This window comes from Pseudomonas sp. TWRC1-2 (assembly GCF_049896685.1).
Classification (GTDB): Bacteria; Pseudomonadota; Gammaproteobacteria; order Pseudomonadales; family Pseudomonadaceae; genus Aquipseudomonas.
In genome coordinates this window covers 21,667-41,810 of sequence record NZ_JAFCUU010000014.1, presented here as the reverse complement: position 1 = coordinate 41,810, position 20,144 = coordinate 21,667, and the positions used below count along the sequence as shown (strand labels likewise).

Sequence of the window (20,144 nt, the reverse complement as noted above, 5' to 3'; positions counted from 1 at the left end):
GGGTGAGTGTCAGCTGTTTCTTTGTTAGTTAGTTATGCTTGTAAAGTTGGTGTGGGAATTTTCTTGTTGTCTGTAGTTGCGTTATTAATGCGCTGTCACGTTTCGTAAAAGACACTTCCGACCCCCATGTACGAAACTTCTTTTTTGTTTTTGAGCGGCCGCATTTCGCCTGAAATCGCTAAGCTTCACTGCGTTAAGGCGCTTTTTCCCAGCCGTTCGATCAACATCCGACGGGAGAAAGCCTTTCAGTCAACGCTTTGATGATGGGTAACTACGGATGGTGAGTGCGTTAATGTCGTCACGTTTCAAATTGATACTTCCAGAGGTTGCCAACGACTTTCAAGTGCTCGCGTTTAAAGGCAATGAAGTTATTGATCAGCCTTATTTCATTCAACTGCAGCTCGTCAGTGAAAACGCCTCGCTGGACCTTGAGGCGCTGCTCCATCAGCCTGCCTATCTTGACTTCGGCGCCGCGGACGCAGGACTGCACGGGCAAATCCACGCCATCGGTCGCGATGATCCGGGCGCGCGGCTGACCCGTTATCACCTCACCCTGGCTCCCCGGCTGGCATGCCTGGCCCACCGGCGTGACCAGCGGATTTTCCAGCAGCGCAGCGTGCCGCAGATCATCGCTGCGGTGCTTGAGCATCACGGCATCCTTGCCGACGCCTATTGCTTCGAACTCGGCCCGGTGGTCTATCCGCCACGCACGTTCTGCGTGCAGTACGCCGAAACCGACCTGCACTTCATTCAGCGCCTGTGTGAAGAAGAGGGCATTCACTACCATTTTCGCCACAGCACCAACAATCACGTGCTGGTGTTTGGTGACGACCAGACGGTGTTTCGGCGCTTGCCTGTGCAGCGCTATTGTCCGGTGCGTGACCACGTCGACGAATCGGGGATGATCCAGGGCTTCGAGGTGCGCCTGGAAACCCGCACTCGGCATACGGCTCGTCGCGATCATGATTTTGAGCACCCGTTGTTGCGCCTGCACGACACAGCAGGCACTGCCTCGGCGCAACCTTTGGAGGATTATCGCTACCCTGGCGGCTTCCGCGACCGTGCACGGGGCAAACAATTGGCGCGTCGAAGCCTGGAACGCCATCAAAGCGACCGTCATCACGCGCTCGGCCGCAGTGATCAAGCTGCATTGAGCTGCGGCCATTTCCTCGAATTGCGCGATCACCCCGATCCGGCCTGCAACGACCTTTGGTTGATCACGTCAGTGCGTCACGAGGGTTATCAACCGCAGGTACTTGAGGAAGCGCTGGTTGAGACGGACGTATTTCAGGGCTACCGCAACCGATTCACCGCAACACCCTGGCGCGCGCCTTATCGGCCGCGTCTGAAGCACCCGAAGCCGACCATCAATGGCAGCCAGACCGCCACGGTGACAGGGCCGGCGGACGAGGAGGTGTACTGCGATGCCTATGGCCGGGTGAAGGTACGGTTTCATTGGGATCGCCTGGAAAACGCCGATGACAAAAGCAGCTGCTGGGTACGGGTAGCGTCCGGTTGGGCGGGGGATGGCTTTGGCGCAATGATGATTCCGCGCGTGGGCATGGAGGTGCTGGTGACCTTCCTGGAGGGCGACCCCGACCGGCCATTGATCAACGGCTGCCTGCCCAATGCGCTGCACATGCCGACCTATCCTTTGCCGCAGCACGGCACCCGCAGTGTCTTGCGCAGCCGCAGTTCGCCAGGCGGCGGTGGAGCCAACGAACTGCACCTTGAAGATCGCCGTGGCGAGGAGCTCATCTACCTGCGCGCCCAGCGTGATCTGGAGCAGCGAGTGGGTCACGACAGCCGCTTGGAGGTCGTCGGAGAGCGCCACGAAATCATCCGGGGACTGAGCACGGCTCACTTGCAAAGCGGCGAGCGTCGTCATATCGAGGGTGATCGCAATGTCGAGCTCAAAGCGCATGATCACCTGGACGTGCAGGGCGACAGTCAGACACGGGTAGGGCGTCTGCTGGTCATTGAAGCCGGGCAACAGATCCATCTCAAGGCAGGCGCCAGCCTGGTCATCGATGCGGGCGCGCAACTGAGCCTCAGGGCCGGGGGCGAGTATGTGCTGGTTCAGGCCGGCGGTATTTTCACCAGCAAACCCATTACCGTTGGCGGCTCGCCACCCCCGAATTCATCCGCGAGCGCCTTTTCAGCAACAGCCGGGCCGAAAATGGCGGTCGCACAAGGCGTCGTCATGGGGTTGGCCCGGCAGTTGGGGGCTGATTTTTGTCCTGTGTGCGAGCAATGCCGCGAAGGCCAGTGCGACATCAAGCGGAGGGCTGCTTGATGCAGAGCATGCCTGGCCGCTGGATGGCCCAACAGCAACAAGCGGGCCGCCGACTGTGTCTGATCCTTGACGGCAACCATGATGCACGCCAGCCGCTGCTGGCGGCCCGTCATCTGTCGCAGTATTACAGTCTTTACGGTGAGAGCGCCGTGGCCGAACTGGCAGCGGTTGGTCCGGTGATTCTGCTGTTGGAGCAGGCAAGTGAGCCCGCGCTGTTCGACCTGCTGCAGCACCCGCAGGCCGACTGGGGTTGGTTGGCAAGCCTGCCCGACGACGACCTGGCCGGTGTGGTCCGACATTGGCGCGAGCGCATGCTGGTAGGGCTTGAGGGTGGCCAGGCGTTGTATCGCTTTCACGACAATCGAACCCTGGCTCGCGTGTTGGCTCATCTGCCGAGTGAGCACTGGCCAGTGTTCCTCGGCCCGCTGATCAGCGTGTGCTACTGGCACGAGGGCCAGTGGCACCACAGCGATAATCCGGCCCCCGGTGAGTATCCGGTGCCAGTTGCGGCACCCTGGCTCAACACCCCCAACCCCCATACGGCGGCCATCCTGCACGCCAATGTCCTGCGCTACCTGCTGACCGAGCACAGCGAAGACCTCGCCGCGCTGGTTGAATTCCAGGACCCTCGAATCTGGTTATCCCAGGTATTGGAACAGGCCCGTGCGTGGCAATGGCGTGAGCCGCAACAGCTTGAATTCCTGGTAGTGCGCAGGTTGGAAGAGGCAACGCGTACCTGCGTGATTCAGTGGCCGCCACTGCACGCAGAAACGCCTGGAGACCACTTCGAACGAGTGTCCGCGCAGTGGCGCAGGTTGGGAGGCAAGCATGAATAAGCGCCTGCGTGGTGCATTGGTCGGGCTTGGTGCGGGGTGGCTTTCGGGGTGTGCGGTGGGGCCGGTCAATCACTTTACGTTGGAGGTGGATTTGCCTGCGGAGTTTCGGTTTACGGGGGCGGCTAACTACGGTCCTGCGCGGGACCAGTTGTGCACCTTGCCGCAACGTCGAGGCAAGAGGCCAGAGCGGAAGATCTTTATTGCCGATTACAAACCAGTGGTCGAACGAGTGAGCTATGACCTGCCGCTGACTGAAACCATTGAGGGATGCCCATCGGTGTTGAAGAGCGTGGACTTCGACATTTATGCGAAATGGGGCGAGCGCGACGCAGATGTCGGTGGAGATTCGGCTGCTATCTATTTCGCAGATCCTGTCGAATCTGAGCTCGTAGCAGGGATGCCTGACTCAGGTGTGCAGGAGCTGGCCGGTCAATGCAGGTGGTTTTTTCGCACGGTAGGGCCCTTGCATGCAATCAGGAAAATTCTGGAGTGCAAAGCGTTGGACGCAGGAGGGCAGCTGCAGAAAGTGCGAGCGGGCGGTGTCGTGCAACGCGAGCTGTTACCTGGGAAAAAACTCAGGCTGGTACTGGCGCTTACGGATCAGGAAGAACCGGCTTTTGACCGGCGGTGGGTAGCTGTACCGGGAGGTTGGAAACGCTGCAGGGGGAAAAGCTTTGATGATCAGCAGGGCGCTTGCGAGCCCAATAACACAGACTTCAAACCTATAAAGATGCCGGATGGACGCACATGTGATGTCTATCCCACGTGTGATTGACAAGGAGTCGAGTCATGAATCAAGAAGCGCGGAAGCAAGCTTTTTTCAGCAGCAACATGCCTGCGTGTGCATTGAAAGGGCATTGGGCAAGCTTTTGTCTGGTTGATGAAACGGGCAGCGGGAAGGCTTACGGCGGGCTTGCTTACACTGTCTATGACAGTACAGGCCACTCGTACAATGGCAGGCTGACCGGGGAGGGGTTTGCCAAGCTACAAGGGTTTTACTGCGGTCCCGTCGTGCTTATTCTGGAAGGGCTGTACGCTGGAAATGAGCAGCCGTATTTTGAATTGAGTACGCGCAAGACTTACAAATTACCCATCACCGAACTCCAGGTCCGGGCCGAACAAACCCGCTTTTGCACTGCTGACGGCCAGCGTATAGAGGCAAATCCTGCACAGCGCAAAGCGGACCGGTTTTATCAGGTAGAGGTGCGCGACCTGGTCCGGCATGTTGCTCACTTGCCGCCGTTGGCGCCCCGTACTTACCCACCACAACGCCATGCGTTAAGAATGATGGCTGAGTTGGGCTTCGGTCCGCCTCAGCCGACTTTGTCAGGCGTGGTGTTGTTCCCCAACCTGCATACGGTGCTGGAAGTACGACCTTTGCGAGCCCTGCGCCCGATGCTATCCACAGGGGATCGTTTCTGTGCCTTGAACCTCTACCAATTGGCGTTGATGGCTACCTTGAGTTACTGCGATTTCGGACAGCAGCCTCCAACGAATCCGGTGGATCAAGTCAGCTTTCCTCTGGATCCCGGCATAGGGAATCTGTTCGTCGAAAAGCTTTCGGCCTATCAGGAAGCCTGGAATTTAGATCGCGAGCAGGTGCAGCGCTTTTATCCGCTCTATGAGGAAGTCCCATACTCCCAGCGTTTTGAGATTGTGCCCTTCAACCCTGACGTGTATCCACAGAACCGCTCTGAGCTTGGAGCAAAACAGCAGCATCCTGCTCGGGTGCATTTTTTTAACGATGAGCAGTTCGGAACGGACACTCAGGCGTTCATCACTCATCACGCTGAGGTCATCCTGATCGCTGTGCGAGGCACCGCCAGCGGCGCCGATGCACTGCGAGACGCGGACGCCCACCAAGTGCCGTTTTCTGATGGCGTGGGCAGAGCCCATAAGGGCTTCTACCAGGCGTATCGGGCGATGCGCGATTTTATTTTGCGATACCTCGAGCAGTTTCACAGCGGCCAACGCATCGTAATCTGCGGCCACAGCCTTGGCGGCGCCATCGCCTTGCTCCTGGCAGAAGGATTGCGACGAATCCCCGACACTCGCTACAACATTCTCCTCTACACCTATGGCGCACCCCGCGCCGCCGACGCCGAGTTCACTGAAGGCGCGTCAGCCCTGGTCCACCATCGCATCGTCAACCACAACGACCCGGTGCCCAGCGTGCCGGCCACATGGATGAACACCACCGCAAAACTCTGGGTTCCAGGCGCAGTGGCATTGTTCAGCGCACCCGGTCCGGGCGGGCTTCTGTTTGCCGCCGGCCTGGTGCGTGTGGGTGGCAATCCCTATCAGCATCACGGTGAACAGCAGCACTTCATGCCGATCAAGCTGGCCGATGGCACGCATTCTTCGGTGTTATGGAAGCCCGGTTGCGAGTCCATCCTGCAGGCCGGTTGTAACCGTGCCTTGCAGCTTCAAGGCGATATGCCCAGCCGCGCCAACGTGCTGAAACAACTGTTTCAGGCCAGCCAGCACTTCATGACGGCCAGCTACATCCCTGCTGCCTGGGCCACGTTGCGTCGCTGGCAACAAACCGTGGATAGCCAAGGGCCTCTGGTCACGCACAGAGAGTTTGAGTTGCTCGACCATGCGCTTGAGAGCATGACCGCGCAGTTACGCGACAAGAACCGAGAGCTTGACCGTCGCCGCCCCACAAACCAGCGTGGCTATGGGCACGAACATAGCCACGCGTTGAACGCAGAAATTGACCGGTTGCGCACCAGTCGCCAACGGTTGGAGTCTCTGCGCTGGCGGCGCCTGGACGCGCGCGACCTGTATGGCAGTCACGCCAATCGCGCGCACCTGCAACCCAGCCTGAAGCGTTGGTTCAGCCACCGTGAAAACCGTGAGCTGGCGCAAGTTGCCAGTATTCCTGCGCCGATTCATGACGGTTCCGGCAACGTACATCCGCTCGACCTCGACTCCATTGTGTAGCCACACCGTTTACAAAAACTCCACCTGCGCCGGTTGCCGTTTCATCAGCACTTTGCCATTGCGGATTGAGTACAGCGGTAGGCCCTGGCTGCGAATAACTTCGTAGTCGCTGTTTGCCGACAAGATCAGCAAGTTGGCCGGGCGCCCGGGCTCCAGGCCATAACGCTCGCCCAGGGCCATGGCCTTGGCACTGTTGTCGGTGACCAGGTCCAGGGCACTTTGCAGATTGCGGTAGCCGAGCATATGGCAAATGTGCAAACCGGCTTCCAGGACCCGCAGGATGTTGCCGTTGCCCAGGGGGTACCAGGGGTCGACGATCGAGTCCTGGCCAAAGCACACGTTCATGCCGGCTTCGAGCAGTTCGTTGACGCGGGTCACGCCGCGGCGTTTCGGGAAGCTGTCGAAGCGGCCTTGCAGGTGAATGCTTTCGGTGGGGCAGGACACGAAGCTGATGCCTGATTGCCCCAGCAGGCGAAACAGTTTGGCGCAATACGCATTGTCATAGGAGCCCATCGCCGTGGTGTGGCTGGCGGTAACGCGTGCGCCCATGTCGCGGCTGCGGGCTTCTTCGGCCAGCACTTCGAGAAAGCGCGAGTGAGGGTCATCGGTTTCGTCGCAGTGCACGTCCACCAGGCAACCCGTGCGTTCGGCCAGGTCCATGAGGAATTTCACCGAGCTCACGCCTTGGTCGCGGGTGTATTCAAAGTGGGGAATGCCGCCGACCACGTCGGCGCCCAGGCGAATGGCTTCCTCCATCAACTCGCGGCCATTGCGGTAGGACTCGATGCCTTCCTGGGGGAAGGCGACGATTTGCAGGTCGATCAGGTGCGAGCTGTCTTCGCGTACCTCAAGCATGGCTTTGAGTGCCGTGAGCTCGGGGTCAGTGACGTCGACGTGGGTGCGGACATGCTGAATGCCGTGGGCGGCCAGGGTCTGGATGGTTTTCTTGGCGCGAGTCTTGGTGTCTTCCTGGGTGATCGTGGCTTTACGCTCGCCCCAGCACTCGATGCCTTCGAACAGCGTGCCGCTCATGTTCCAGCGCGGCTCACCAGCCGTAAGGGTGGCGTCGAGGTGAATGTGCGGTTCAACAAAAGGCGGTATGACCAGGTTGCCGGCGGCGTCCAAATCGCCGGCCCCTAAAGCAGGTGCCTCGGTTTGCGAAGTGATGTTGGCGATCCGGCCGTGTTCCAGGTGCAGATCATGCAGGCCTTCACGGTTGCGCAGGCGGGCGTTGATGATATGCATGGGCAAGTTCCTCTTGGCTAAAGACAATCAGGCAATCAGCCGCCAGATCATCAGGGCTATTCCGATGTCCAGGCGGTCATATGAGTTGCCCAGCGTCAGCCCGCTCAGGGCTTCGATACGCTGGACGCGGTGCGTCACTGTGTTGCGGTGCAGGGCCAGGCGCTGCGCGGCGGCCACAAGGTTACCATTCTCGTGAAACCAGGCTTCCAGGGTCGGCATCAGGCAGGGGCCATGGTGGCGGTCGTGGCGCAACAACGGGCCCAGGCGTTCATTGAGAAACTGGTCGAGCAGGGCGCGATCACGCACGCCACTGAGCAGTTTCAACACGCCCAGTTCGTCATACACACAAAGCCCGGCGCGGTCGCTGAAACGCCGCGCCGCCGCCAATGCCTGGCGTGCTTCATCCTGCGCCTGAGCCAGGCGCGCGGGTGGGTGTGCCGCGGCGCTGAGGCCGATAAACAGTTTCAAAGGGGCCAGCCGCAGGTTCAAGGGGTTGAGCCAGGCAGCCAATTGTTGGCGATTGGCCAACGCTTGCACGGCATCGGTGGCCGGCAGTAGCAATGTCCAGTGCCCAGCCCTGCCCACTATCGGCAACGCTGCATGATGCTGCGCCGAGAACTGGCGCAATCGACGGGCGATACCGTCGTGCTGCCGGGCCAACTGCGCTTCTGCCTGCGCGGTATCACCCTGGGCAAATAATGCCTCGCCACCCTCCAGTTGCAACTGGACAATCTGCCAATGCCCGGCCAGCGACATGCCCAGTTGCGCGGCCCGATGCAGCAACACTTCAAGGGACTGATAATCACCGGCGAGCAAGCGTTCCAGCACGTCGTGTCGCGAACGGCCCAGTTGCTCGGACTGGATCAGCGCCGAACCAATCGCTTGGGTCACCAGCACCATTTTCAGCGAGTAAGGCTGCTCGATCAGCGGCATGCCGGCCGTTTCGGCGGCGTCCAACAGGCGCTGGGGGATCGCCTGAATATAGGCCGGCCCTGTGAGAATCACCAAACCGGCAACCTGACGCTGGCACGCTTCCTCCAGCAAGCGCAGGAGGTTGGGTTCATCGCGTGGGTGATTGATGCCGGTGACGAACACCAGCTCGCCGCCCAGCACCCACTCGGCAATCCCGCTGTTTTCCGCGACATACGGCCAGCGCACCGCGTTATCCAGGCCGCTGTCACCTGCGCGCAGGCGCATCGATTCAAGGCCGGGCAGGGCCAGTACATCAGCGACGGTAAGGCTCATGCCGGGGCATCAGCCAGCGGGGCACGCACACGCAGCACGGCGGTCAGCACGATGTAGGTCAGCGACGCGGCGACAATCCCCACCAGTGGCGCCACCCACGGCGAATGGAACGCCAGCACCGTGCCCACCGCGTACGCCACCAGACCAGGCCAATTGAATGCCGGCAGGCGCGTCTCGGCCAGGCGCGGGTACTGGCCACGATAGCGGTAAAAGAAGTCTGCCATTATCACGCCGCCAATCGGTGGGATCACCGTGCCCAGCAAAATCAGGTAGGGCACCAGCATGTCGTACATGCCGAGCAGCGCCAGCAGGGTGCCGATGACCGCCCCGGCCAGGGTTACGGTCTTGCGGCGGCGGGTCCGCAGCAAGTTGCAGCCGGCGACGGCAAAGTTGTAAATGGTGTTGTCCTGAGTGCTCCAGATATTGAGCAGCAACATGGCCATGGCCGCCATGGCGAAGCCTTGCAGCAACAACACTTCCACCACGTCTGGCTGCTGATAGACGATGGCGCCATAGGCCCCGATCAGTACCATCAAACCATTGCCGATAAAAAAACCGATCAGGCTGGCCAGCACCGCGACCTTGGCCGAACGGGAAAACCGCGTCCAGTTGGTGGCCTGGGTCGCGCCGCTGACAAAGGTGCCGAACACCAGCGTGATCGCGGTGGACAAATCCAGCTCGCCCGTCGGCACGACTGCCAGCAGGCCGTCCAGCCCGCCGACTTTTACCGTGGCGACCCACATCGACAGAAACAGCAAGATGCCCATGGCCGGCACCGCGATGTAGGACAGCACCTCCAGCCCGCGATATCCCACGTACGCCGTGGCGCAGAACACCATGCCGAACAGCACCATCAGGCCCAATACGCTGCCCTGGCTCAGCTCGAAATACTTGCCCAACACCACGGCGGCGGTGGCCGTGCCCCAGGCGTACCAGCCGATCTGGGTGAAGCCGAGGATCAAGTCGCTGAGCTTGCTGCCGACCTCGCCAAAGCAGAAGCGGCCCATCAACACTGAATTCAAGCCACTCTTGAACGCGATGTAACCCAGGCCCGCGGCGTAAATGCCCAGCAACAGGTTACCCAGGGCCACAACGCCAAGCATGTCGGTAAAACTGAAGGCTACGCCCAGCTTGCCGCCGGCAAACATGGTCGCGGTGAAAAACGTGAACCCCAGCAGCACCATGGCGGTGGACGCCAGGCCCTTGCGCGCATGCATCGGCACTTCGCTGAGGGGGTAATCGTTGCCTGGTTCTTGCTGAGTCATGGCCCTGCTCCCTGAATGAGTGACGCAGGCCTGTTGCACCGCGCGTGCCAAATCGGCAGAAGTGACAGGCGCACGGAAGATGCTGTGCACCGTGCACAGTATTTATAGCCATATTGCGGAGAATCGCAGGGAACAGTGGTCTTTGTGCCCAGTCAGGCACGAAAGCGGTGCAGCGGTGATACAAATTGGATCAGCATCTTGCGCCGTGGCTTGGTCGTGGACACGCGGCGCGAGCCATGCGCTATGGCGCGACGGGTTCCAAGCTCGAAAGGCCGTGTGCGCGGCCAATCTCGAACCGCGTAGCACAGCCCTCCGGCATCGGCCGGGGACGGCGGCTGGCGCATAAAAAAACCACCGCAAGGGTGGTTTTTTTCACCGCGTCGGCTTACTCGCCGCGGTAGATGCAGCCGCTGGTGCAGGTCTCATGGATGCGAATCGCGCTGAGTTCCGGCAGCAAGGGTTTGAGCTCATTCCAGATCCATTTGGCCAGCACCTCGCTGGTTGGGTTTTCCAGGCCTGGGATGTCATTGAGGTAGTTGTGGTCGAGGCGTTCATAGAGCGGCTTGAAAATCGCCTTGATCTCCGAGAAGTCGCGAATCCAGCCGGTATGCGGATCAAGGTCGCCGCTCAGGTGGATCGCCACCTTGAACGAATGCCCATGCAGGCGCCCGCATTTATGGCCGTCCGGTACATGGGGCAGGCGGTGGGCGGACTCGAAGGTAAACTCTTTGAAGATTTCCACAGTATTTTCAGCTCGGTCAGGTATCTGGCAGGCGGCGAGTTTAACAGCTTGATCCTTCGCCGCGCATACCGCTTGGTCATAGCGCCAGCAAGTGCTCGCCCAATGTGCCTTTATCCGCCAGGTCGAGGAACTCATCGCCTAACCGTCGGCTCTCGCTCATTGCGGTTTGCCAGTACTTGTTGCGGCTCGGGTCATCGCCCATGAAGCGCTTGAAGTCGCTGCGGTCTGGCAGTTTGCCGTGGGGCAGGCGGGCGAGGTAGTCCCTGGACGGGGCCAGCAGCAACACATCCTGCAAACCCTGTTGATTACTGCGCCGCCACGGCAGGCCCTTGTCGAACCAGCCGGGGATGACCCGGTCGGTGAAGTGCGGGTACAGCACGATGTCATCGCCGTGGTAGGGCAGGTCGAGGTGATAGTCGAGCAGGCCGCCATCGCGGTAAGTGCCGGCGCCCGCGCCGGGCAGGTCGCGTACGCCTTGCATCACCATGGGGATCGAGCCGGACGCCAGCAGCGCCTGGCGCAAGTTGCGCAGGTCCAGGTCGAGGAAACGCGACGGGAAGTCCTTCAGCGGATGCACCGGCGGCGCCTGGCGCGGGTCGTGGATGATCAGCCGTTCGAAGTGCCGCGCCAGCCGCGCACGGCCGCGCAGGTTGTCGGCAATGACCGACGACAGGCCCAGACCGAGCCGACCGCGATGGTCATCGGCGAGCAGGCCGTGGCTTTTGACCACCATGATGTTCAGGCGATAGTCGGGGTTGTCGAGCACCCGCGCGTCGCGGCCTGCGAGCAGGTCATCGAGCATGCGCTGGCAGCTGCGGCTGACCTCGGCCATGGTCACGCCCTTGGCAAAGCGTTGTTCGTTGTACAGGCGGCCGAGGTCGAGCAGGCCTTGCACCGGGTCGGGCAGGCAGGCGCTGGCAAACCGCCATGAGCCGATGGAGGCGCCGATCAGCGCACGCTCGCGTGGCGCGCGCGGCAGCCAGTCGCCGAACAAGGCCAGGTCCAGGCCCTGGATGCCCAGTGCCTTGGGACCGCCGGCCGCGCCGGGCAGGATACCGACATCCGCAGGTTTGAGGCCTTGTTCGCGAATGCGCGCAAAGGCGCGTTTACCGGCCTTGAGCGTCAACGCGGGAAATTTGATGTGGATGGCTGTCATACCAGTCTCTTTTCAAGCGAGCGGGGCAGTATAGGAAAACTCGCGGGTGATGGGTAAAGAGGACGATTGAAAAATGCCATGGTGGCAATTCAGTTTCAGTTAAGTTGCAGCGGGTACGTTGGCCTGCGTAGGAAAAACATCCTGAAACGGAGATTTGCCATGAAGCGCCTCACAGCGCTGGTCGCCGCCGGTATCATCGCCTGCACCTCGGCGCAGGCCTGGGCAGTGGACCCTGACAAGCCACTGACAGTGCCTGGCACTGTTACAATTGTCGCCTTTGATCAGCTGGAAGCCACGGCCCTGGCACTGCACCCGGGTTCGACCCTGCTGGACACCGACCTGGACGAGGCCTACGGCAAGTACTTGTACCAAGTCGAACTGGAAGATGCCGACGGCATCGAGTGGGAAGTCGAATTGGACGCGCTCAGCGGGCACGTGCTCAAGAATCATCAGGAAACGTAATGAAGGTATATCGACGCGCCAGCGGTTTGATGGTGCTGGTGCTCCTGGCTTTTTGTTCCAGCCTGGCGGCCCGCGACCTCAACCAGGATGAAGCCTTGGCACTGCGCCAGCAGGGCGTGATCCTGCCGCTGGAGCAACTGTTGCAACAGGCCATGTCGCGCTACCCCGGCTCCCGGTTGCTGGAAGCCGAGCTTGAAAAAAAACACGGCCAATATGCTTATGAGGTGGAGCTGGTGACCACCGAAGGCGTGGTGCGCGAGATCAAGCTGGATGCCACCACCGGCGTGCTGCTCAAAGATAAGGAAGACGACTGATGCGCCTGCTTCTGGTGGAAGACAACGTTCCCTTGGCCGATGAACTGCTGGCCGGCCTGCAGCGCCAGGGCTATGCCGTCGACTGGCTGGCCGATGGTCGCGATGCTGCCTATCAGGGCCGCAGCGAACCCTATGACCTGATCATTCTCGACCTGGGCTTGCCCGGCCTGCCGGGGTTGGACGTGTTGGCGCAATGGCGTGCAGCCGCCCTGGCCACGCCAGTGCTGGTTCTCACCGCGCGCGACTCCTGGGCTGAACGCATCGAGGGGCTCAAGGCCGGTGCCGACGATTACCTGAGCAAACCCTTTCACCCCGAAGAACTGCACTTGCGTGTCCAGGCGTTGTTGCGCCGCTCCCATGGCCACGCCAACCAGCCCACCTTGCAAGCCGCCGGGTTGCACCTGGATGAAGGCCGCCAGTGTGTACTGCGCGACGGCGAAGAAATCCAGCTGACCGCCGCCGAATTCCGCCTGCTGCGCTACTTCATGCTGCACCCGGAACAGATCCTGTCGAAAAGCCACTTGGCCGAGCATCTTTATGACGGCGAGACCGAGCGCGACTCCAACGTGCTGGAAGTTCACGTCAACCACCTGCGTCGCAAGCTGGGCCGTAGCGTGATTGAGACCCGGCGCGGCCAGGGTTACCGCTTTGGCGCCAGCCCTGCATGAGGTCGATTCAGCGGCGCCTGAGCCTGGGGCTGATCAGCGTGATGGTGGTTGTCGGCGTGGTATTGGCGCAAACCAGCCTGTGGTTGTTCGAGGCCGGCTTGCAGCGCTACCTGGAAGCGGGCTTGCGCAACGACAGCGAAAACCTGCTGGTGGCGCTGGTGCGCGGGCCGAACGGTGTGCAACTGGATGAACAACGTTTGTCGCCGGCCTATCAGCGGCCGTTTTCCGGGCATTATTTCCGTATCGATTTTGCCGACATTCACTGGCGTTCCCGTTCGTTGTGGGACCAGGAGTTGCCCCGGCTGCCGGAAGCCGGGCTCAAGGGCAACCTGCAGCTGGGCCCGGAAGGCCAGCAACTGCTGGTGTTGCGCGCGGACTACAAACGTTTTGGCCAGTCGATTTCCATCAGCGTGGCCCAGGACTACACGCCGGTGCGGGAAAGTTTCCGTCTGATGCGTCAGATCGGCCTGGTGATGGGCCTTGCGGCATTGCTGCTGGTGCTGGTCCTGCAACGGGTCACGGTTCGCCGCGCCTTGCGCCCGCTGGAAACCGCCCGCGAACAGATCGCTCAACTGCAACAAGGCCAGCGCTCACAGCTCGACACTCAAGTGCCGCTGGAACTGGAACCACTGGTGGCGCAGATCAACCACCTGCTGGCTCACACCGAAGACAGCCTCAAGCGCTCGCGCAACGCGTTGGGCAACTTGGGGCATGCGCTGAAAACACCGTTGGCCGTGCTTTTAAGCGTGGCTTCCAGTGAACAGCTCAAGGCCCATCCCGAACTGGGCAAGCTCTTGCGCGAACAACTGGAGCAAGTGCAGCAACGCCTGAATCGCGAACTCAACCGCGCACGCCTTGCCGGTGAAACCTTGCCGGGTGCCTTGTTCGACTGCGAAAAGGAGCTGCCGGGCCTGCTCGCCACATTGAACATGATCCACGGTGAACACCTGGACTTGAGTTACCACGTCACGCCCGGCCTGCAATTGCCCTGGGACCGCGAAGACCTGCTGGAACTGCTCGGCAACCTGCTGGACAACGCCTGCAAATGGGCGGATGCGGAAATACGCTTGAGCATCAGCGAAACGCCGCACAGCTATTTGCTGGCCGTTGAAGATGACGGGCCGGGCATTCCGCAGAGTCAGCGCGACCAAGTGTTCAGCCGGGGCACGCGCCTGGATGAGCAGATCGACGGCCATGGCCTGGGGCTGGGGATCGTGCGGGATATCGTCGAGGTGTGGGGCGGGGTGTTGCAGTTGCAGGAGAGTGAGTTGGGTGGCTTAAGGGTGCTGATCGAATTGCCCAAACGCCAGGCCTGATACACCCATTTGCAACATGTGGGAGCGGGCTTGCTCGCGAAAGCGGAGTGTCAGCCGACAAATTCGGCAACTGACACACTGCATTCGCGAGCAAGCCCGCTCCCACATTTGGATCTCCACAAGGGTCAGGGTTTGTGCAGGTCAGTTACACCCGAAATTGATCCATCAACCCCTGCTGCTGATTCGCCAGGCTGTTCAGCGCTTGGCTCACTCGCGCCGATTCATTTGCCTGCTCCGACAGCGACTCGGTCACATCCCGGATCGTCGCCACGTTGCTGTTGATCTCCTCGGCCACCGCGCTTTGCTCTTCGGCGGCGCTGGCGATTTGCAGGTTCATGTCGCTGATCACCGTGACTGCCTCGCCAATCTGGCGCAGCGCGGTGACCGCCTGGCCGACCTGCTCGACACTGCCCTGGGCCTGGCGATAGCTGTTGCCCATGGAGCCGACCACATCGGTGGTGCCGTTTTGCAGCAGTTCGATCACCACACGGGTTTCTTCCACCGATTCCTGGGTGCGCCGTGCCAGGTTGCGTACTTCGTCGGCGACCACGGCAAATCCACGGCCGGCCTCACCCGCGCGCGCGGCTTCGATGGCGGCGTTGAGTGCCAGCAGGTTGGTTTGCTCGGCAATGCCTCGAATCACTTCCAGCACCGAACCAATTTTCTCGCTATTGGCCGCCAAGCCTTCGACCTGAGCCATGGCGGTGCTCATGTCCGCCGCCAGGTGCCCGATGTTGGTGGTCGTGCGGTCGATCACGGTCAAGCCTTCGCGGGTGGCCTGGTCGGCGTCGCGCGCGGCTTGTGCGGCTTGGGCGGCGCTGCGGGCAACGTCCTGGGCGGTGGCGCTCATTTCGTGGGAGGCGGTGGCCACCTGGTCCACCTGGCGGTATTGCTGTTCCATGCCGGCGCTGGTCTCAGTGGCAATTGCGGCGGACTGGTCGGCCGTGCCGCGGGCGTCCTGCACTGAGCGTTTGACCTGGGCAATGATCGGTTGCAGTTTGTCGAGGAAGCGGTTGAACCAGCCGGCCAGTTGGCCCAGTTCATCCTGCTTGTCGTAGGCCAGGCGACGGGTCAGGTCGCCTTCGCCGCTGGCGATGTCTTCCAGCATGCGCGCCACGCCAAGGATCGGCCGGGTCACGCTGCGCGCCATCAGCCACACCAGAATCAAGCCGACCACGGCGGCGAGCAGGCCCAGGCTCAGTTCCAGCAGGGTGCCGCGGGTGTTGTCGGCATCCAGTTGCGCCTTGAGCGCTTCGGCGGGGCCCACCAGGACTTTTTCCGGCACATCCAGCAACACACCCCATGGCTTGCCGCCGGGAATCGGTGCGAACGGCGCCAATACCTTGAGTTGATGGTTGTTGCGCACGCTGCGGATTTGCGTGCTGGCCGCCAGCGCGTTGATCAATTGCGCGCCGCTGGCCGTGTCGACTTTATCCAGGCGCTGGCTGAGTTTGCTCGCATCCGGGCTGTAGCCGGCGAGCAAACCGGTGGGGCTGAGGATGCTGACTTGCGTCTGGCCGTCATACAGCTTCTGGCTGGCCTGCTGGCTCACGGCCTGCAGGCTGTTGAGGTTGATGTCCACCGACAGCGAGGCGATGACTTTGCCGTTGACCATCAGCGGAAACACGATGCTGGTCATCAGCACGTTTTGCCCGTCGATCACATAAAAGTACGGCTCGATCACGCAAGGTTTCAGGGTGGTGCGCGGGCAGGTGAACCAGGCGTTGGCTTTCTCGCCGCTGGGGCCGACGCTGGTGTCGGACATGTCGCTTTCGGGCAGTGACATGGAGGTCAATTTGCCTGGCGTCGGTTGCGACCAGTACAGGGCAAAACGGCCTTTGTCGTTGCTGCCCAGCTCCGCCTGATTGGCGAACAGCTCATCCTTGCCGTCCAGCGAATTGGCTTCAAACACCAGCGACAACCCGAGCAGGTCCGGGTTGGCCTGCAGCGCGGCCTTGACCTGGCGGGTCAGGTCTTCGCGGGTGTCGAAGGCGTCGAGGAAGCGTTTCTCTGCCTGTTCGCGCAAAAACAGTACCTGACGGGCAAAACCATGGCCGTACTGGTAGGCGTCCATGAATTGCTGGCGAATGCCCAGCGCCTGCACTTCACCCTGGGCCTCGATGCGCGCCTGGGCGGACTCGTCGAGCATCTGCATGCTCGAGGCTTTGACCTGCTGCGAGCTGTGCTCCATGCGATACAGCGACAGACCCACCAGCAGGGTCACGATCCCCAGCAGGCAAAGGCCGGCGAGCAGGGTGATTTTCCATTGAATGGACAGCTGTCTGAGGAACATCGAGGAGCATCCTTAACCTGAAAACACAGAGAGCCTCTGTATCGGCCGCTTTTGATGCTTCTTTATTATTTAAACGTTCAATTGAGCGCTGAAAACGACGCCGTTTTTTGACATGCGCGCCCGCCTGCTGCAAAGTGCGCGCCCTCTAATAAGACCTCTTCAAGCCTGCACGCTGGCAGCCAACCCCATGGCCGCCCGGGCGCGGGCATGCCTGTTTTTTATGTTTCTGTCTTGAGGTAATCATGATTAACGCAGTCATCGCCGCGGTCGGCACCATGCTGGTGCTCAGCTTGTCCCGCGTGCATGTGGTCATAGCCATCATCGTCGGCGCCCTGGTGGGTGGCTTGACCGGTGGCCTGGGCATCGAAGCCACGCTCAAGGCCTTCAACGGCGGCTTGGGCGGCGGGGCGACCGTGGCGTTGTCTTACGCCTTGCTCGGCGCTTTCGCGGTGGCGATTGCCAAGTCCGGCCTGGCCCATGCCCTGGCAGACAAGGCGCTGATGCTGGTCGATCGTCAGGAAGCCACCGGCGGCAGCCACGTCAAATGGTTGCTGATCGGTCTGTTGTGGGTCGTGGCGATTGCCTCGCAGAACATCCTGCCGATCCACATCGCGTTTATTCCGCTGCTGGTGCCGCCGTTGTTGTACGTGCTGACCAAGCTGCAATTGGACCGCCGCCTGATCGCCTGTGTGATGACCTTCGGCCTGATCACGCCGTATATGTTCCTGCCGGTGGGTTTCGGCAACATCTTCCTCAACCAGATCCTGCTGGCCAACGTGGCCAAGAGCGGCGTCGACATCAGCCAGGTCAACGTCACCCACGCCATGGGCTTGCCGGCGCTGGGCATGGTGGTTGGCCTGCTGGTGGCAGTGTTTGTCAGCTATCGCAAAAAGCGCGTGTACGACCTGGAAAAAATCGAGCGCGTCGAGCAAGTGGCCGTGCAGTACAACCCGCTAACCCTGCTGGTGGCCGGGCTGGCGATTGCCTCGGCGTTCATCATTCAGCTGTGGCTGGACTCGATGATCATTGGCGCCCTGGCCGGGTTCCTGATTTTTTCGGTGTCGGGCATCGTGCGCTGGCGCGAAACCGACGACCTGTTCACCGAAGGCATGAAGATGATGGCCATGATCGGCTTCATCATGATCGCCTCCTCGGGGTTTGCCGAAGTGCTCAAAGCCACGGGTGACGTGCGTTCGCTGGTAGAAACCTCGGCGGCCTTCATCGGCCATAGCCGTGGGGTGGGCGCGTTGCTGATGTTGCTGGTGGGGCTGCTGGTGACCATGGGCATCGGCTCGTCGTTTTCCACGGTGCCGATCCTCGCCGCGATTTTTGTACCTTTGTGTGTGCAACTGGGCTTCAGCCCGTTGGCGATTGTGTGCATCGTCGGCACCGCAGGCGCACTGGGCGATGCGGGCTCACCGGCTTCGGACTCGACCCTCGGCCCGACTTCCGGCCTGAACATCGACGGCCAGCACCACCATATCTGGGACACCGTGGTGCCGACGTTCCTGCACTACAACATCCCGTTGCTGGCATTCGGCTGGCTCGCTGCGATGACCCTTTGATGATTTGAAACACCTCCCGCGCCACGGGTTTCCAGTGGCCTACAGATCCGTTGCAATTGGCCGATAGCCTCTCCAAGTCGCCACTAATAAGAGAGAAAAGCCATGCGTCTGAGTCTGAAGGCCAAAGTCCTGTCCCTCGCCGTAGTGCCGGTGTTGCTGTTTGCCGTGGTCATCAGCCTGACCACCGTGTGGATCCTCCAGGGCCAGGCACGCAACGAGGTGGATGAAACCCGCCAGCGCCTGCTCAACGACGCCAAGGCCACCCTGCAAAGTTATGTCGAGGTGGCCATGACCACCATCAAACCGCTCTACGACGCCGCCGCCCCTGGCGACACCGCCGCGCGGGCCGAGGTGGTCAAGTTGCTGTCCAACACCCGCTACGGCAAGGACGGCTACTTCTTCGGCTACGACTCCGAGACCATCCGCCTGTTCAAGGGCAACAGCCCTGACGGCGTGGGCAAGAGCTTCAAGGACAACCGCGACCCCAACGGCGTCTACGTCAACCGCGACCTGGTCAAGGTCGGCAAGGACGGCACCCACTACCTGCAATACAGCTCGACCCAGCCGGGGCAGACCGAGTTGGTGCCCAAGCTTGGCTACACCGAATACCTGCCCAAGTGGGACATGGTGATTGGCACCTCGGTCAACCTCGACGGTATCGAAGCCCAGGTGGCCGTGGTTGAGGCCAAGGTCGAGAAACGCATGGAAGGCGTGCTGCTGAGCATCCTCGGTGTGGCCGTGGTGGTGTTGCTGGTGATTGCCGCCGTGGGCATGGTGACCGCCAATACCATCCTGCGTCCGTTGAACTTGATGAAAGCCAACCTCGACGATATCGCGGCGGGCGAGGGCGACTTGACCCGCCGCCTGGCCATCACCAGCCAGGATGAACTGGGCGATCTGGCGGGTGCGTTCAACCGCTTTGTCGACAAGATCCACGGCCTGGTGCGCCAGATCACCGAGATGACCTCGCAACTCACCGGGTTGGTCGGGCAGGTGTCCGAGCAAGCCCAGCGCTCGGAAACCGCGATGGAGCGCCAGCGTCACGAAACGGACCAAGTGGCCACCGCCATTAATCAGATGTCCTCCGCCGCCCATGAAGTTGCGCGCAGCGCTCAGGGCGCTGCCGTCGCCGCGCAACAGACCGACGCCGAGGGCCAGGCCGCCAAGCGCGTGGTGGACGGCAGCATCGCGCAGATTCATGCGCTGGTGAATGACATCCGCAGCAGTGGCGTGTCGCTCGACAGCTTGCAACAGGACGTGTCGTCGATTGTCAGCGTGCTGGGCGTGATCCGTTCGATCGCCGAACAGACCAACCTGCTGGCACTCAACGCCGCCATCGAAGCCGCGCGGGCAGGCGAGGCCGGGCGTGGTTTTGCAGTGGTTGCCGATGAAGTGCGAGCGTTGGCCAGCCGTACTCAAACCAGCACCCAGGAAATCCAGGGCATGATCGACCGCCTGCAAAAAGGTACCGAAGCCGCCGTGGACGCGATGCGCCGTTCCAGCGATGCCGGCGACGGCACCTCGGCCCAGGCCAACCAGGCCGGCGCCTCACTGGACACCATGGCGCAGCTGATCGGCACCATCAACTCGATGAACGCGCAGATTGCCAGCGCCGCCGAAGAGCAAACTGCCGTGGCCGAAGAGATCAACCGCAGCGTCCATCAGATCGCCGTGGCGGTCGACAGTGTGGCTGATGAAACCCAACTGGGCGCCCAGACCTCTCGCAGCCTGGCGGATTTGGGCCAGCGCCTGGGGCAGTTGGTCGGTCAGTTCAGGATCTGATCTTTCATGGGTT

16 protein-coding genes and 2 pseudogenes are annotated in these 20,144 nt (G+C 61.3%); 11 read left to right on the top strand and 7 right to left on the bottom strand.

The features are described from left to right. Positions 1–277 precede the first annotated feature (277 nt). Genes ACP7B3_RS28060 through ACP7B3_RS28045 form a run of 4 tightly spaced genes read left to right on the top strand, consistent with a single transcriptional unit; the run spans position 278 to position 6,078 of the window. The gene (locus ACP7B3_RS28060; protein ID WP_426182503.1) at positions 278–2,296 is read left to right on the top strand and encodes a type VI secretion system tip protein VgrG; all 2,019 of its coding nucleotides are present in this window, start codon (positions 278–280) and stop codon (positions 2,294–2,296) included. Next, on the top strand, positions 2,296–3,132 hold the full coding sequence (locus ACP7B3_RS28055; protein ID WP_426182500.1) for a DUF4123 domain-containing protein: 837 nt from the start codon (positions 2,296–2,298) through the stop codon (positions 3,130–3,132). Before ACP7B3_RS28060 ends, ACP7B3_RS28055 begins: the two co-directional genes overlap by 1 nt. Further along, a complete protein-coding gene (locus tag ACP7B3_RS28050; protein WP_426182497.1) occupies positions 3,125–3,907 on the top strand; it encodes a hypothetical protein in 783 nt (260 codons plus the stop codon). The genes ACP7B3_RS28055 and ACP7B3_RS28050 overlap by 8 nt, the downstream gene beginning before the upstream one ends. Before the next feature lie 14 nt (positions 3,908–3,921). Continuing rightward, positions 3,922–6,078, top strand: coding sequence for a lipase family protein (locus ACP7B3_RS28045; protein WP_426182494.1), 2,157 nt, complete (start codon positions 3,922–3,924; stop codon positions 6,076–6,078). 9 nt (positions 6,079–6,087) lie between these two features. On the opposite strand, the gene codA is transcribed toward ACP7B3_RS28045, so the two are convergent. From codA to ACP7B3_RS28020, 5 genes are all read right to left on the bottom strand, one after another. Continuing rightward, positions 6,088–7,323: a cytosine deaminase gene (codA, locus tag ACP7B3_RS28040; RefSeq protein ID WP_426182491.1), complete on the bottom strand. Its 1,236-nt coding sequence runs from the start codon at positions 7,321–7,323 to the stop codon at positions 6,088–6,090. Positions 7,324–7,350: 27 nt separating this feature from the next. Then, entirely contained in the window at positions 7,351–8,568 is a 1,218-nt protein-coding gene (locus tag ACP7B3_RS28035) for a PucR family transcriptional regulator (RefSeq protein WP_426182488.1), read from the bottom strand. Then, positions 8,565–9,833, bottom strand: coding sequence for a cytosine permease (gene codB / locus ACP7B3_RS28030; protein ID WP_145163342.1), 1,269 nt, complete (start codon positions 9,831–9,833; stop codon positions 8,565–8,567). The genes ACP7B3_RS28035 and codB overlap by 4 nt, the downstream gene beginning before the upstream one ends. Before the next feature lie 385 nt (positions 9,834–10,218). After that, the gene (gene queD, locus ACP7B3_RS28025) at positions 10,219–10,575 is read right to left on the bottom strand and encodes a 6-carboxytetrahydropterin synthase QueD (RefSeq protein WP_003173033.1); all 357 of its coding nucleotides are present in this window, start codon (positions 10,573–10,575) and stop codon (positions 10,219–10,221) included. A gap of 76 nt (positions 10,576–10,651) precedes the next feature. Then, positions 10,652–11,731, bottom strand: a complete 1,080-nt coding sequence (locus ACP7B3_RS28020; RefSeq protein WP_242200939.1) for a patatin-like phospholipase family protein — start codon at positions 11,729–11,731, stop codon at positions 10,652–10,654. A gap of 159 nt (positions 11,732–11,890) precedes the next feature. On the opposite strand from ACP7B3_RS28020, the gene ACP7B3_RS28015 reads away from it, so the two are divergent. Genes ACP7B3_RS28015 through ACP7B3_RS28000 form a run of 4 tightly spaced genes read left to right on the top strand, consistent with a single transcriptional unit; the run spans position 11,891 to position 14,491 of the window. Beyond that, positions 11,891–12,193, top strand: a complete 303-nt coding sequence (locus ACP7B3_RS28015; RefSeq protein ID WP_426182483.1) for a PepSY domain-containing protein — start codon at positions 11,891–11,893, stop codon at positions 12,191–12,193. After that, the gene (locus ACP7B3_RS28010) at positions 12,193–12,507 is read left to right on the top strand and encodes a PepSY domain-containing protein (protein WP_145163348.1); all 315 of its coding nucleotides are present in this window, start codon (positions 12,193–12,195) and stop codon (positions 12,505–12,507) included. Before ACP7B3_RS28015 ends, ACP7B3_RS28010 begins: the two co-directional genes overlap by 1 nt. Next, a complete protein-coding gene (locus ACP7B3_RS28005) occupies positions 12,507–13,175 on the top strand; it encodes a response regulator transcription factor (protein WP_106580083.1) in 669 nt (222 codons plus the stop codon). Before ACP7B3_RS28010 ends, ACP7B3_RS28005 begins: the two co-directional genes overlap by 1 nt. Then, positions 13,172–14,491, top strand: a complete 1,320-nt coding sequence (locus ACP7B3_RS28000) for a sensor histidine kinase (RefSeq protein ID WP_242200933.1) — start codon at positions 13,172–13,174, stop codon at positions 14,489–14,491. The genes ACP7B3_RS28005 and ACP7B3_RS28000 overlap by 4 nt, the downstream gene beginning before the upstream one ends. 145 nt (positions 14,492–14,636) lie before the next feature. On the opposite strand, the gene ACP7B3_RS27995 is transcribed toward ACP7B3_RS28000, so the two are convergent. Beyond that, the gene (locus ACP7B3_RS27995; RefSeq protein WP_370004744.1) at positions 14,637–15,392 is read right to left on the bottom strand and encodes a methyl-accepting chemotaxis protein; all 756 of its coding nucleotides are present in this window, start codon (positions 15,390–15,392) and stop codon (positions 14,637–14,639) included. Between the two features lie 102 nt (positions 15,393–15,494). Next, positions 15,495–15,641 (bottom strand): annotated as a pseudogene (locus ACP7B3_RS27990) (HAMP domain-containing protein); the annotation flags it as partial. Between the two features lie 1,388 nt (positions 15,642–17,029). Here ACP7B3_RS27990 and ACP7B3_RS27985 point away from each other — a divergent pair. The 3 genes and pseudogenes from ACP7B3_RS27985 to ACP7B3_RS27975 all read left to right on the top strand — a co-directional run bounded on the left by ACP7B3_RS27985 (position 17,030) and on the right by ACP7B3_RS27975 (position 20,131). Then, a complete protein-coding gene (locus ACP7B3_RS27985; RefSeq protein WP_164487975.1) occupies positions 17,030–18,349 on the top strand; it encodes a Na+/H+ antiporter family protein in 1,320 nt (439 codons plus the stop codon). Between the two features lie 102 nt (positions 18,350–18,451). Further along, positions 18,452–19,273 (top strand): annotated as a pseudogene (locus tag ACP7B3_RS27980) (cache domain-containing protein); the annotation flags it as partial. A gap of 36 nt (positions 19,274–19,309) precedes the next feature. Beyond that, a complete protein-coding gene (locus tag ACP7B3_RS27975; RefSeq protein ID WP_406991760.1) occupies positions 19,310–20,131 on the top strand; it encodes a methyl-accepting chemotaxis protein in 822 nt (273 codons plus the stop codon). Positions 20,132–20,144 lie beyond the last annotated feature (13 nt).

Coding starts and splice junctions, on each gene's coding strand:
- codB (WP_145163342.1), bottom strand. CDS start 9,833: ATGACTCAGCAAGAACCAGGCAACGATTACCCCCTCAGCGAAGTGCCG.
- ACP7B3_RS28035 (WP_426182488.1), bottom strand. CDS start 8,568: ATGAGCCTTACCGTCGCTGATGTACTGGCCCTGCCCGGCCTTGAATCG.
- ACP7B3_RS28010 (WP_145163348.1), top strand. CDS start 12,193: ATGAAGGTATATCGACGCGCCAGCGGTTTGATGGTGCTGGTGCTCCTG.
- ACP7B3_RS28020 (WP_242200939.1), bottom strand. CDS start 11,731: ATGACAGCCATCCACATCAAATTTCCCGCGTTGACGCTCAAGGCCGGT.
- ACP7B3_RS27995 (WP_370004744.1), bottom strand. CDS start 15,392: ATGGAACAGCAATACCGCCAGGTGGACCAGGTGGCCACCGCCTCCCAC.
- codA (WP_426182491.1), bottom strand. CDS start 7,323: ATGCATATCATCAACGCCCGCCTGCGCAACCGTGAAGGCCTGCATGAT.
- ACP7B3_RS27975 (WP_406991760.1), top strand. CDS start 19,310: ATGACCTCGCAACTCACCGGGTTGGTCGGGCAGGTGTCCGAGCAAGCC.
- ACP7B3_RS28005 (WP_106580083.1), top strand. CDS start 12,507: ATGCGCCTGCTTCTGGTGGAAGACAACGTTCCCTTGGCCGATGAACTG.
- ACP7B3_RS28015 (WP_426182483.1), top strand. CDS start 11,891: ATGAAGCGCCTCACAGCGCTGGTCGCCGCCGGTATCATCGCCTGCACC.
- ACP7B3_RS28045 (WP_426182494.1), top strand. CDS start 3,922: ATGAATCAAGAAGCGCGGAAGCAAGCTTTTTTCAGCAGCAACATGCCT.
- ACP7B3_RS28050 (WP_426182497.1), top strand. CDS start 3,125: ATGAATAAGCGCCTGCGTGGTGCATTGGTCGGGCTTGGTGCGGGGTGG.
- ACP7B3_RS28060 (WP_426182503.1), top strand. CDS start 278: ATGGTGAGTGCGTTAATGTCGTCACGTTTCAAATTGATACTTCCAGAG.
- ACP7B3_RS28055 (WP_426182500.1), top strand. CDS start 2,296: ATGCAGAGCATGCCTGGCCGCTGGATGGCCCAACAGCAACAAGCGGGC.
- ACP7B3_RS28000 (WP_242200933.1), top strand. CDS start 13,172: ATGAGGTCGATTCAGCGGCGCCTGAGCCTGGGGCTGATCAGCGTGATG.